11 protein-coding genes are annotated in these 12,524 nt (G+C 57.4%); 6 read left to right on the forward strand and 5 right to left on the reverse strand.

All coding sequences use genetic code 11. The annotated features are described in order from the left end of the window. Positions 1-2: 2 nt before the first annotated feature. The 5 genes from AC2TDJ_RS09515 to AC2TDJ_RS09535 all read right to left on the reverse strand — a co-directional run bounded on the left by AC2TDJ_RS09515 (position 3) and on the right by AC2TDJ_RS09535 (position 5,365). Positions 3-1,343: a glutamine synthetase family protein gene (locus tag AC2TDJ_RS09515; protein ID WP_480841567.1), complete on the reverse strand. Its 1,341-nt coding sequence runs from the start codon at positions 1,341-1,343 to the stop codon at positions 3-5. After that, positions 1,340-2,158 carry an ABC transporter permease gene (locus AC2TDJ_RS09520; protein ID WP_480841569.1) on the reverse strand — a complete coding sequence of 273 codons (819 nt, stop codon included), beginning with the start codon at positions 2,156-2,158 and terminating at the stop codon, positions 1,340-1,342. Before AC2TDJ_RS09520 ends, AC2TDJ_RS09515 begins: the two co-directional genes overlap by 4 nt. After that, positions 2,155-3,051 (reverse strand): ABC transporter permease subunit, encoded by an 897-nt coding sequence (locus tag AC2TDJ_RS09525; protein ID WP_480841571.1) that lies wholly within the window; start codon positions 3,049-3,051, stop codon positions 2,155-2,157. Before AC2TDJ_RS09525 ends, AC2TDJ_RS09520 begins: the two co-directional genes overlap by 4 nt. Before the next feature lie 12 nt (positions 3,052-3,063). After that, the gene (locus AC2TDJ_RS09530; RefSeq protein WP_480841573.1) at positions 3,064-4,203 is read right to left on the reverse strand and encodes an ABC transporter ATP-binding protein; all 1,140 of its coding nucleotides are present in this window, start codon (positions 4,201-4,203) and stop codon (positions 3,064-3,066) included. A 73-nt stretch (positions 4,204-4,276) separates the two neighbouring features. Next, entirely contained in the window at positions 4,277-5,365 is a 1,089-nt protein-coding gene (locus AC2TDJ_RS09535) for a polyamine ABC transporter substrate-binding protein (RefSeq protein WP_480841575.1), read from the reverse strand. Between the two features lie 145 nt (positions 5,366-5,510). Between AC2TDJ_RS09535 and AC2TDJ_RS09540 the strand changes: the two genes are divergently transcribed. From AC2TDJ_RS09540 to AC2TDJ_RS09565, 6 genes are all read left to right on the forward strand, one after another. Then, a complete protein-coding gene (locus AC2TDJ_RS09540) occupies positions 5,511-6,164 on the forward strand; it encodes a GntR family transcriptional regulator (RefSeq protein WP_480841577.1) in 654 nt (217 codons plus the stop codon). Between the two features lie 110 nt (positions 6,165-6,274). Continuing rightward, positions 6,275-7,651: a glutamine synthetase family protein gene (locus AC2TDJ_RS09545; protein ID WP_480841579.1), complete on the forward strand. Its 1,377-nt coding sequence runs from the start codon at positions 6,275-6,277 to the stop codon at positions 7,649-7,651. Positions 7,652-7,664: 13 nt separating this feature from the next. Next, on the forward strand, positions 7,665-9,059 hold the full coding sequence (locus tag AC2TDJ_RS09550) for an aspartate aminotransferase family protein (protein ID WP_480841581.1): 1,395 nt from the start codon (positions 7,665-7,667) through the stop codon (positions 9,057-9,059). Positions 9,060-9,073: 14 nt separating this feature from the next. Further along, positions 9,074-10,375, forward strand: a complete 1,302-nt coding sequence (locus AC2TDJ_RS09555) for an NAD(P)/FAD-dependent oxidoreductase (RefSeq protein WP_480841583.1) — start codon at positions 9,074-9,076, stop codon at positions 10,373-10,375. 65 nt (positions 10,376-10,440) lie between these two features. Next, entirely contained in the window at positions 10,441-11,097 is a 657-nt protein-coding gene (locus tag AC2TDJ_RS09560; protein ID WP_480841585.1) for a TetR/AcrR family transcriptional regulator, read from the forward strand. After that, positions 11,094-12,428: an NAD(P)/FAD-dependent oxidoreductase gene (locus AC2TDJ_RS09565; protein WP_480841587.1), complete on the forward strand. Its 1,335-nt coding sequence runs from the start codon at positions 11,094-11,096 to the stop codon at positions 12,426-12,428. The genes AC2TDJ_RS09560 and AC2TDJ_RS09565 overlap by 4 nt, the downstream gene beginning before the upstream one ends. Positions 12,429-12,524 lie beyond the last annotated feature (96 nt).

The following is a 12,524-nucleotide window of genomic DNA, read 5'->3' on the forward strand; positions in this document are numbered from 1 at the left end:
GGTCAGATCCTACTGAGATAATATTTGTACTCTGCCGGAGTAATCGGATCTAGGATCGCGGAGATCTCGTCCCGTTTCACGATTGCATAAAGGCTCCGGTAGTCACCGAAGATCTCCTCGGCGATCGGCGCAGAAGCGAAACGATCCACGGCCGAGTGCCAATCGTGATCCAACGGTTTGGCCGGCTGACAGGCGGGGTCGTCCAGTGGCAGTTGTAACGCCGGTGCGTTTTCCAGCCCGTGCATCATTCCGCCAAGTATGGCGGCCAGAGCCAGATACGGGTTGGTGTCGGCACCGCTGATCCGGTGTTCCAGCCGTGCCGCCGGGCCCTTGGTCTCGGGCAAACGTACCGAGGCCGCGCGGTTGTCCAGCCCCCAATCCGGTGTCGCGGGGGCAAAACTGTTCGGCCTGAAGCGCCGATAAGAGTTGCCATGAGGTGCGAAGATCGCCTGCAGATCGCGCATGGTGTCCAGAACGCCCGACACCGCGTTTTGAAGGGTCTGTGCAATTTCCTCCCCGTCCGCGGGGGCGAAAACGTTGTTACCGTCCTTGTCGATCACCGAGGCGTGCACATGCATGCCGCTGCCGGGGCGATCCAGATAGGGTTTGGCCATGAACGTGGCCTCGTACCCGTGGCTGGCGACAACCCCGCGGACCAGACGACGGAACATGAGCGCGGTTTCGGCCGCTGCCAGCACGTCGTCGGTGTGGTGAAAGTTGATCTCGAATTGCCCGGGGCCATATTCGGCGATCAGAGTATCGGTCGCCAAACCTTGCGCGGCACTCGCGGACAGGATGTCGTTCAGGATGACTTCGCGCCGCGCGAGAAGCTCCATGTCGTAATTCTGGGCGTCCGGGCTGAAGGCGGGAGGCTGGGGGGCCTCGCTGCGCTCGCCCCGTGCCCGGACGATGTAGAATTCCAGCTCGGTCGCAACGACCGGGCGCCAGCCCTTTTCGCTGAACCTGTTCCACACTGCGCGCAGCATCTCGCGCGGGGATTGCGGACTGATTACACCTTGCATGTCGGTCATTTCGACCAGAACCTGCGCCACGTTGCCCGGCAGCCATGGGACAGGGTGCAGAGTACCTTCGATCGGCATCAGAATACCGTCGGGGTCGCCCACTTCGATGCCAAGACCGGTGTTTTCGACCTCGTTTCCCATGATGGCGGGCGCGTAGGTGGACAGGGGCAGACGAACTGCCCCCTTTTCCAGTTTTTCGACACCATCGCCGGGCAGCCACTTGCCACGCAGGACCGCATTGATATCGCAAAGCAGCAGCTCGATCCTGTCCGGAATGCCGTGGAGCCGGCAATAGTCGTCGTATTCTCTGGCAAAACTCATGCCATTTGCTCCGCCATCTGTTCTTCTCTCTGACGTTTTTTGACGGCGCTTTTGCTTAACAGCGAAGCGCTGATTGTACCGATAGTGACCAGTCCGATCAGAATTGTTGACAGCGCATTGATCTCGGGGCTGACGCCCAATCGGACCGAGCTGAAGATCTTGATCGGCAGGGTGGTGGACGACGGGCCTGCCACGAAGGATGCGATGACCAGATCGTCAAGCGACAAGGTCAATGCCAACAGCCAACCCGAAATCACGGCTGGCGCGATGATCGGAAGCGTTACCGACTTGAACGCATCGAACGGCGTGCAGCCCAGGTCCAGAGCGGCCTCTTCGACCGAGCGGTCAAAGCTGACCAGACGTGAGCTGACCACCACCGAAACGTAACACATCGAAAACGTCGTGTGCGCCAGAACGATGGTCAGGATGCCGCGGTCCAAACCGATCGAGATGAACAGCAACAACAAGGACAGGCCCGTGATTACTTCGGGCATCACGAGTGGTGCGTAGATCATTCCGGAAAACAGTGTGCGGCCGAAAAACCGGCCTCCGCGCACCAGAACGTAAGCAGCCATCGTTCCCAGAACCGTTGCTGCGATGGACGAGGCGAACGCAACCTTCAGAGTCACGACCGCAGCATCAAGAAACGCCTCGTTCTTGACCAGTTCGCCATACCATTTGGTCGAGAAACCGCCCCAAACCGTCACAAGCCGGGATTCGTTGAAGCTGTAGATGATCAGTATGATCATCGGCAGATAGAGAAACGCGAACCCAAGCGTGAGCGAGGTTGCGTTGAACCAGGTTAAACGCCTCATCTCTCGGCCTCCATCATCTTCTGTTCATTGCGTTGATAAAGAACGATGGGGATGATCAGGATCATCAGCAGAACGATCGCCACCGCACTTGCAACAGGCCAGTCGCGGTTCGAGAAGAACTCTTCGAACAGGACCTTGCCGATCATGAGCGTTCCGGACCCGCCCAGCAGCGACGGTATGACGAATTCACCCAACGCGGGAATGAATACGAGGAAGCATCCCGCGATGATACCGGATTTAGACAGCGGAACGGTGATCAGCCAAAATGCCGATATGCGCGAGCATCCAAGGTCTTCACCGGCCTCTAGCAGCGATCCGTCCAGTTTCTCCAGCGTCGAATAAATCGGCAGGATCATGAATGGGCAATAGGTGTAGACGATACCGATATAGACGGCCCAGTTGGTGTTGAGGATTGTCAGCGGTTCACCGATGATCCCCAGCCACATGAGAAACTGATTCAGCAGACCTTCCTGGCTGAGAATTCCCATCCATGAATAGACACGGATCAGAAAGCTGGTCCAGAACGGCAGGATTACCAGCATCATCAGGGTCGGGCGCCATTCGTCTGGGGCATTTGCCATTCCGTAAGCAATGGGAAATCCGACCAACAGGCACAGGAACGTCGACAAAATCGCGATCCGAAGACTGGACAGGTAGCTTTTCCAGTACAGGTCGTCGGTCGTCAGAAAGACGTAGTTTTCCAGATCGAGCTGCGAGAAGAACTCTTTTATCGAGCTCCAGCCGCCCGCCAGATCCAATGTTGGAGTGTAGGGTGGGATTGCAAGGGCCGTGTCGGACAGCGAGATCTTGAGAACGATCCCGAACGGGATCAGGAACAGGATCAGCAGCCACATGTATGGCACGGCTATGAGAAAGAAACGCCTATAGTTCATGACTGTCTCCCGTTACCGGTCCAGCACGATGCCGGCGGTCTCGGTCCAGGACAGCCACACCTTGTCGTCCCAGGTCAGATCCCGTCGGGCGACACGGCGATTGTTGGCAGTTTGTGCCTTGACCATGACACCGTTGGGCAATTCGACCTTGTAGGTCGAGATATTACCCAGATAGGCGATGTCGTGAATCGTGCCCTGTACGACATTGGTCCGGTCGGACGGGCGCTCTTTGCTGATTGATACCTTCTCGGGGCGTATTGCAAATGTGCAGCGCGCTTCGACGTTTGGTGCATGTGGGCATTCCGCGACCAGGGGCGCCTGGCCTTCGGACCAGTACAGCTCTGTCTTGCCGTCGCCGCGGGGTTTTGTGTTGCCCTCGATCAGGTTCACATCGCCGATGAAGTCTGCCACGTAAACCGAGTTCGGATTCTCGTAAATACGGTCCGGGGTTTCGACCTGGATCAGCTCGCCATGATCCATAACCGCAATACGGCTGGCGACGGTCATCGCCTCTTCCTGGTCGTGAGTCACGATCACAAAGGTGGTGCCGGTCTTTTCCTGAATGTCCATCAGTTCGAACTGCGTGTCCTGACGCAGCTTTTTGTCCAGCGCGCCAAGCGGTTCGTCCAGCAGCAGCAGTTTGGGTGCCTTGGCCAGCGACCGGGCCAGCGCGACCCGTTGCCTTTGTCCGCCGGAAATCTGGTGCGGTTTGCGCTGCGCGAACTTGTCGAGCTGAACGAGGCTCAGCATCTCCTCGACGCGGGCGGCGACCTTGTCCTTGGCCATCTTGTCGCGTTTTAACCCGAACGCGATGTTGTCCCAGACAGACAGGTGTGGAAACAGCGCGTAGCTTTGAAACATCATGTTCACGGCGCGCTTGTTCGGAGGGACGTTGACCATGTCCTGGCCGTCGATCGTAATTACGCCTTCGGTTGGAGTTTCAAAGCCGCCGAGCATCCGCATCAGAGTCGTCTTGCCGCAGCCCGAGGGGCCCAGCAGCGCAAAAAACTCCTTGCTGTAAATGTCCAGGTCAATGTTGTTGATCGCGGTGAATGAGCCGAACTTCTTGGTCACCGATTTAAACGAAATCAGCGGCGTTTCTTCCGGATTCGTCCAGGGTGCGAAGTCAGATACACTTGCCGGTTGGTTCATGTTTAGTCCCTCCTTACGGAAGCCGCCCGGCCCGTATTCGGGCCGGGCGGTCCAATTTGAGCGTAAGCTGAGATTAAGTACCAGATTTAACCTTAGTCCACAGCCGGGTTGCAGCACGCTGCGTTTTGGGAGGCCACGGGTTGGTTGTGTACAGGTTGTTCAATGTGGCTTCGTCAGGGTAAATTGCGGTGTCGCCGATCACATCTTCGTTCAGCTCTTGGTTTTCCGTCTTAACCCCGTTGGCGAAGTAGACATAGTTAGATGCAGCGGCGATGTTCTCGGGGTTGATGATGAAGTTAATAAAAGCATGGGCCGCTTCCGGGTTCGGAGCATCGGCAGGAATTGCCATCTGATCGAACCACATCAACGAGCCTTCCTTGACTGGGTTATAGACGATTTCAACCCCGTTGTCGGCTTCGGCGGCACGGTCGCGGGCCTGAAGAATGTCACCGGACCAGCCGAAGGCGACGCAGATGTCGCCGTTGGCCAGTGCAGAAATGTATTCTGAGCTATGGAATTTTTTCACGAACGGGCGCACCGCGCTTAGTACAGGTTCGGCTTTCTGAATGGTCTCGACATCCTGGGCATCTGGGTTCTCACCAATGAATTTCAGCGCGGCGGGGATTACCTCGCCGGGAGCGTCCAGAATGTAAACCCCGCACTCGGTCAGCTTTTCCATGTATTCGGGGTTGAAAACCAACTCTAGCGAATCCACCGGTGCGTCTTCGCCAAGCACTTCCTTGACCTTGGGCAAATTGGCTCCAATACCTGTCGTGCCCCACATATAGTTCACGGAATAAGCGTTCTCTGGGTCATATCCTGCGGTGCGGTCCTGAATGACGTCCCACAAATGCTCGGAATTCGGCAGCTTCGACTTGTCCAAGGGCTGGAACACTCCGGCAGCGATTTGACGCTGCAGGAATGTCGCCGAAGGTACGACGACATCGTAGCCCGACTGGCCGGCGAGCAGCTTGGTCTCCAGAACCTCGTTGCTGTCAAAAACGTCGTAGATGAGATCAATGCCGGTTTCTTCTTCGAATTTTGCCAGCAATTCTTCGTCAATGTAGTCCGACCAGTTATAGACGCGAACTTCCTCGGACCATGCGGCTTGAGCCGTCATCAACAGGGCCGCAATGACAGTGGTTGATTTCTTGTTGAGCATTCATTCCTCCCTCAGGTCTGATTTGCCTCACCGGCACTTTTGATCAAAAAATGATTCTTTGCAATCCCCACGCGGAAATTTGATAAACTTTTGACAATCCGTTAGGTTCCGGCTGCGTCAAATGCGACCTGAGGAAAGGAGAAAAATGAACCGGTTAGTTGGCAAGCGGCCAGAGCACGAAACTATCTATGTTCGAGTAAAAGAAAAGATTCTGTTCGGGGAATTCGTACCTGGTCAACCTCTCACCATACACGGACTGGCAGAATCAATCGGGTCCGGCGTCACTCCGGTGAGAGAGGCGATTCGACGCCTGACTGCTGAGGGTGCGTTGGTGACGCTCGAAAACCGCCGCGTGGAAGTGCCTGCGATGACCGGGCATCGTTTAAGCCAAATTGATATGGTTCGAAAAGCGATTGAGCCAGATCTTGCCGCGATGGGGGCCAGGCAGGTCAATCTTGAAGATGTTGAAGAGCTTGAGCGAATCGATGCCAAAGTGAATACGGCTATCGAAGTGGGCGATATACGTAGCTACCTCGAGGCAAACTATCAGTTCCACTTCACGTTATACTCCTTTGCAAACGCTGAAATCTTGCAACGGATCGCCGAGTCCCTTTGGTTGCAGATGGGGCCGTCCCTGCGTGTGGTTTGTGGCCGATTCGGGACCGCCAATCTGAAAGACCAGCACCGTGAAGCGACCAATGCATTGCGTGAGGGCGACGTGGAAAAAGTTCGTTCGGCATTTGAGGAGGACATTCGCCAGGGTATGGAATTTGTCCATCAGACTCTTGTGACAAAGTGAAATACTGCATCAAAAGTATTATCTTCGGAGCGGCGATTGACTATGTGACAAAATTTGATCAAAATCCGCTGAGCAAATGACACGCCCAATGTGGCGGCCCGGAGGAATTTATGGAAAAGGCGATCGGCATGAACTGGCTGGAGAACTTGTCGGAAGAGTTCGTGGCATACGCGCAGGGGCGCCGCGTGGACGAGGTCGAATGCATCGTTCCCGATTTGGCTGGAACATCGCGCGGCAAGGCAATGCCTTCAACGAAGTTCGACCCCGATGCAGAGTTGGCGCTGCCTATATCGCTGTTTTATCAGACGATTTCCGGCGAGTACGTCGATATGGAAATCGAAGGCCAATGGCTTGAGAAGGACATAGTTCTGAGGCCGGACATGAACACGGCCTGTGCCGTCCCCTGGGCTGATGATCTGTCTGTCCAGGTGATCTGCGACATGTTCAACCGCGATGGAAGCCCGTTGGCGATTGCGCCACGCACAGTTCTGCAACGCGTGGTGCGCGCCTATCGTGACAAGGGCTGGAAGCCGGTCGTTGCCCCCGAGCTGGAGTTTTACCTGACCAAACCGAACCTGGACCCTAACGAGCCGATCGAACCGCCGCTGGGACGCACCGGACGAAAAGGCGCCAGCCGTCAGGTCTATTCGATGGCTGCGGTCGATGAATATGGACCGGTCATCGACACCATCTACGACTATGCCGAGGTGCAGGGGCTGGAGATCGATACCGTCATTCAGGAAGGCGGCGCCGGTCAGATCGAGATCAACCTGATGCATGGCGACCCTGTGCATCTGGCGGACCAGGTGTTCTATTTCAAGCGCACGATCCGTGAGGCGGCGCTGAAGAACGGGGTATTTGCTACGTTCATGGCCAAGCCCATCCGTGATGAGCCCGGCAGTGCCATGCATGTTCATCAAAGCATCGTCGAGATTGAGACCGGCAAGAATATCTTTTCGAACGAGGATGGCTCGGCAGCGGATCTGTTCCGCTGGTTCATCGGTGGTTCGCAGAAATACATGATGCAGATCGTTCCGTTGCTGGCGCCCTACGTCAATTCCTACCGCCGGATCACGGTCGAGGGCCAAAGCGCGCCCGCGAACCTGGAATGGGCCGGCGACAATCGCACCACCGGGTTGCGCGTGCCCCATTCCGGCCCGGCCGCGCGCCGGCTGGAAAACAGGGTTATCGGCATGGACTGCAACCCCTACATCGCCATCGCGGCGTCGCTGGCCTGCGGATATCTGGGGATGATGAACAAGGTCGAACCGCGTGCGGAAGCCAGGGAAGAGGTCTGGGAAGCAGAAGAACCGTTGCCCGCAAGCTTGCGCGAGGCGCTCGACCAGTTCGACGAGGCAACCGAGATTCGTTCGGTTCTGGGCGAGGAGTTCTGCCGCCTTTTCGCCGACATCAAGCGCGCGGAAAACGAGGAATACCAGCGCGAAATCTCACCCTGGGAACGCCAGCACCTTCTTTTGAACGTCTGAAAGAGAGGCGATTATGACAACACTTGCAAACCACCTGCCCACAGCCGAATTGCAGGCAATGGACGCCGCCCACCACCTTCATCCCTTCACCAAGGGTAACGAGCTGAATGAAAAAGGTGCTCGGGTCATCACCAGCGCGAAAGGCGTTTGGCTGAGGGATAGTGAAGGCACTGAAATTCTTGACGGAATGGCGGGTCTTTGGTGTGTAAATATCGGGTACGGCCGGGATGAACTGGCCGAGGTCGCTGCCCGGCAGATGAAAGAGCTGCCGTATTACAACACCTTCTTCCAGACTACGCATGTGCCGGCGTTGATGCTGGCCAAAAAGCTTGCCGAACTGGCGCCCGGTGATCTGAACCACGTGTTTTTTGCCAATGGCGGCTCGGACGCCAACGACACGAACATCCGTCTTGTGCGCACTTACTGGGCCGAAAAAGGGCAACCCGAACGCGACGTTATCATCTCGCGCTGGAACGCCTATCACGGTTCGACCATCGGCGGCACTTCGCTGGGTGGAATGAAGGGCATGCACGGGCAGGGTTCGCTGCCGATTCCGGGTATCGAGTTCATTGATCAGCCGCACTGGTGGGCCGAAGGCGGCGACACGAGTCCTGAAGAATTCGGGTTGGAACGTGCGCGTCAGCTTGAGGAGAAGATCAAGGAAGTGGGCCCCGACAGGGTCGCGGCCTTCTTCGGCGAGCCGATTCAGGGTGCCGGAGGCGTGATCGTTCCGCCCGCGACCTACTGGCCGGAAATTCAGCGGATCTGCAAGAAATACGACATTCTGCTGATCGCGGATGAGGTGATCTGCGGCTTTGGCCGGACCGGCAACTGGTTTGGATCGCAGACCCTGGGCATTCAGCCAGACATCATGACCGTGGCCAAGGGCCTCAGTTCGGGTTACGCGCCGATCGGTGCGTCGATCGTTTCAGATGAAGTGGCGAAAGTTCTGGACGGGACCGAGTTCAATCACGGTTACACCTACTCGGGCCATCCGGTTGCTTGTGCCGTGGCGCTGGAAAACCTGCGTATTCTCGAAGAGGACGGTATCATCGATCACGTTCAAAACGTGGCCGCGCCGTATCTCAAGGAAAAATGGGAAGCGCTGGCGGATCATCCGCTTGTGGGCGAAGCGAAGATCGTCGGCATGATGGCCTCGATCGCGCTGACACCGGACAAGGCGGCGCGCGCGACGTTTGCTTCGGATGCGGGTACCGTGGGCTACATTTGCCGCGAGCATTGCTTTGCCAACAATGTAATCATGCGCCATGTCGGAGACCGGATGATCATTTCGCCGCCGCTGACCATAACGCCGGCCGAAATCGATATCCTGATCGAACGCGCCCGAAAATCGCTTGATGAATGCCTGGAGCAGATCCGCTCTGAAGGCATGTTCGAAGCAGCCTGACAAAAGAGTAAAATATGGACCTGCTGACTGCCAACGACCGCCCGGGCGAATACCCGGACTCGTACTATGCAAATATTGCCGAAACCCTGGACCCGTTTCCAAAAGCGCAAGGTTCGCTGGAATGCGACGTGTGCGTTGTTGGGGCTGGCTTCACCGGGCTTTCAGCCGCTTATCACCTGGCGCAGCGCGGTTATGACGTGATCGTGCTGGACGCGCAGCGCGTCGGCTTTGGCGCATCGGGTCGGAATGGCGGTCAGGTCAGCATGGGCCAGCGGGTCGATCAGGAAGACCTTGAGGACATGGTCGGAGACGAGCATGCGCGCCAGTTGTGGGACATCGGCGCGCAGGCCGTCGATCTGGTGCGCACGCTCACGCAGAAGCCGGAAGTCCGGACCGAGTTTCACGACGGCGTGATTCACACGGTTCACAAGGAACGGTATCACAAGCACAATGTTCACTATGTCGAACACATGTCCAAGAAGTACGGATATGACAAGGTTCGTCTTCTGGACAAGGACGAGTGCAGGCATCTGGTCAACTCGCCGGCCTATTTTGGCGGTACGCTGGATATGGGGGCCGGGCATGTAAACCCGTTCGAACTGGTGCTCGGTCTGGCGCGTCTGGCGGTAAATTCCGGTGTCCGGATTTTTGAACAGTCGAAAGTCACCGGGATCATCGAAGGCGATCCCGCTATCGTCAAGACCGGTAACGCCAGCGTCAAGGCACGTTATGTTGTGCTGGGCTGTAACGGCTATTTGGGTACGATGCACAAGCATGTGGCGCAGCGGGTGATGCCCATCAACAACTTCATTGTCTCGACCGCACCGATGAGCGCGGCGGCACAGGAAGAGATCATTCGCAACAACTATGCGGTTGCGGACAGCAAATTCGTGATCAACTATTTCCGGTTCTCGGACGATCATCGCCTTCTGTTTGGCGGTACGGAAAGCTATGGCTACAAGTTTCCGGCAGATATTGCGTCGGCCGTGCGCAAGCCGATGGCGGAGATTTTCCCACAGCTCAAGGACATCGAGATCGAGCATGCCTGGGGGGGAACTCTGGGCATCACTATGAACCGAATGCCGCATTACGAGCGGATGTCAGGCAACATCCTGACGCTTTCCGGCTTTTCAGGCGCGGGGGTGGCGCTGGCCACTCTGTCGGGTCAGATTGCTGCGGAAACGATCGCCGGTCAGGCGGAACGCTTTGACATCATGGCAAAAGTTCCGACCAAGACCTTCCCGGGCGGACCGATGCTTCGAACTCCTTTGCTGATTCTGGCTATGTTGTGGTTCAGCCTGCGCGACAAACTCTGACAAGGGTGCCCGGTGCCTTCCGCGCCGGGTTTTGGTAGAAAACTAAATGGACGGTTAGTTATAAAATGTGTGCGGCAGTTACGAAACCGGATGGGCGGATCAAACGAGGCGAGGAAACACGCTCGCGTATTCTGGACGCCGCCGTTGATTGCATCGCGGAATTCGGTCTCGGCGGCACAACAGTCGGGCGTGTGGCCGAGCGTTGCGGCGTGTCCCAGTCACTTGTCATCGTGCATTTCAAGTCCAAGAAGAACCTGTTTGCCGCCGTCCTCAGACAGCTTTGCGAACCTTACGAGGAGGAATGGCAGGCGCTGTGCAAGGATGAGCGGGGCGACCCGCTGGAACGGCTGTTGCGGATGGCCGAAATGGAGTTGCAGCACGCTTCTGAAAACCCCCGTGCCATCGCAGTCTGGTTTGCCTTCTGGGGATTGCGCGAGGGCACTGAGATTTATGGGGAAATCATGGGGCCGGACGACCTGACCCACACGCAAACATTGCGACGATTGGTCGGCGAGGTCTGCGCGGGCAGGCCGGCCGAACAGATCGAGACAATCTACTGTGGCGTGTCGTCGATTCTGTGGGGATATCTGTCGATGGTGCACGTAGGTACGACAACCCCGCCACCTGATCGTGTGTTGTCGGCGATCTGTCAGCTTCTGAAACCTTACGCTTCGGATGGGGCGGTGCCCGCGCCCGATTCAGACGCGGGTGATGTCCGATGAAAAGACTCTACGAACCGCTGGCCTATGGCGACCGCCCGATCCGCGACCGGTATTGGGACAGCACTGTTGATACGCCCCCGCCGGACTATCCGGCCCAGACCGGCGAGACCGAATGTGAATTTGCCATCATCGGTGGCGGTTATACCGGATTGTCTGCCGCCCTGACACTGGCCGAGGCCGGGGCTGATGTAGTGCTGCTGGATGCACAGGGGCCAGGTTGGGGCGCGTCCGGGCGCAATGGCGGGCTGGTATCCGTCGGTAGTGCCAAGCTGGAAGATGACGACATCGTCAGGAAATACGGCGCAGCGGACGCGCGGGTGTTTTTCGATGCGGAACGCGCTTCGGTTGATCTTGTCGAGGAATATCTGGATCGTTTCGAACTGGATGTGGACCGCCACTCCAAAGGCTATACCTATGTGGCCCATCGCGCGGATGCGATCGAAGGGTTGAAGGAATACGGGCAGGAATACACGAGCCGATACGGGCTGCCCTACGAATTCGTGCGCCAGGAAGAGATGGTCGATCATGGCCTGAACAGCCCCGATTTCTACGGTGCGGTACATCTGCCCATAGGTTTCGCGCTGAACCCGATGAAATTTGTGCTGGGTTTGACCCGGCAGGCTGAAGCCGCCGGGGTGCGTATGTTCGCGCATTCCGCCGTCACCCGAATTGCCCAGGACAACGGCCACGTATTGCATACGCCCAAAGGGATCGTGCGCGCGAAAAAGCTGCTGATTGCAACAAACGGCTATTCCTCGGACGATCTGCCCCGCGCGTTTGCAGGCCGTTACCTGCCGGTGCAGTCCAACATTCTGGTCACTCGTCCGATGAGCGATGATGAAATCCAGGCGCAGGGGTGGTGGAGCAAGCAGATGGTCTGCGACTCGCGCACGTTGCTGCACTACTTCCGGCTGCTGCCGGACAAACGGATGCTGCTGGGCCTGCGCGGCTCGGTGCGTGTGACCGAGACCAACATCAAGGCAACCGAGGCCAAAGCACGTGCGGATTTCGAACGGATGTTCCCGGAATGGCGGCATGTGGAAACGGCGCATTTCTGGTCGGGCCTGATCTGTATGACCCGCAATCTGGTGCCCTTCGCCGGTGCGGTTCCGGGGCTGGGCAACGCGTGGGCGGCGCTGGGATATCACGGTGGCGGAGTGACCATGGCGCCGTATGCGGGCGCCTTGATTGCCGACATGGCGCTTGGCCGAACACGCCTGCCACATCCTGATCTGATGAAGCGGTCGATGCGCCGGTTCGAGCTGGGACCATGGCGGCGCGCTTCTCTGCCGCTGGCCTTCACCTGGTACAACCTGAAAGACAACCTCTGACCTTGCCAAAGGAGCGCTATGGGCGTTCTGAACCTGCAAAACCTGCCTGATATCCCCGACAATCAACTGGAAGACTGGGGCCCCGTGCCGGAACCC

Source organism: Ruegeria sp. HKCCD6647-2 (genome assembly GCF_057221075.1).

Bases quoted from the DNA above. Each gene is read 5' to 3' on its own strand.
- AC2TDJ_RS09565 (WP_480841587.1), top strand. From the start codon at position 11,094: ATGAAAAGACTCTACGAACCGCTGGCCTATGGCGACCGCCCGATCCGC.
- AC2TDJ_RS09540 (WP_480841577.1), top strand. From the start codon at position 5,511: ATGAACCGGTTAGTTGGCAAGCGGCCAGAGCACGAAACTATCTATGTT.
- AC2TDJ_RS09515 (WP_480841567.1), bottom strand. From the start codon at position 1,343: ATGAGTTTTGCCAGAGAATACGACGACTATTGCCGGCTCCACGGCATT.
- AC2TDJ_RS09545 (WP_480841579.1), top strand. From the start codon at position 6,275: ATGGAAAAGGCGATCGGCATGAACTGGCTGGAGAACTTGTCGGAAGAG.
- AC2TDJ_RS09550 (WP_480841581.1), top strand. From the start codon at position 7,665: ATGACAACACTTGCAAACCACCTGCCCACAGCCGAATTGCAGGCAATG.
- AC2TDJ_RS09520 (WP_480841569.1), bottom strand. From the start codon at position 2,158: ATGAGGCGTTTAACCTGGTTCAACGCAACCTCGCTCACGCTTGGGTTC.
- AC2TDJ_RS09530 (WP_480841573.1), bottom strand. From the start codon at position 4,203: ATGAACCAACCGGCAAGTGTATCTGACTTCGCACCCTGGACGAATCCG.
- AC2TDJ_RS09535 (WP_480841575.1), bottom strand. From the start codon at position 5,365: ATGCTCAACAAGAAATCAACCACTGTCATTGCGGCCCTGTTGATGACG.
- AC2TDJ_RS09525 (WP_480841571.1), bottom strand. From the start codon at position 3,051: ATGAACTATAGGCGTTTCTTTCTCATAGCCGTGCCATACATGTGGCTG.
- AC2TDJ_RS09560 (WP_480841585.1), top strand. From the start codon at position 10,441: ATGTGTGCGGCAGTTACGAAACCGGATGGGCGGATCAAACGAGGCGAG.
- AC2TDJ_RS09555 (WP_480841583.1), top strand. From the start codon at position 9,074: ATGGACCTGCTGACTGCCAACGACCGCCCGGGCGAATACCCGGACTCG.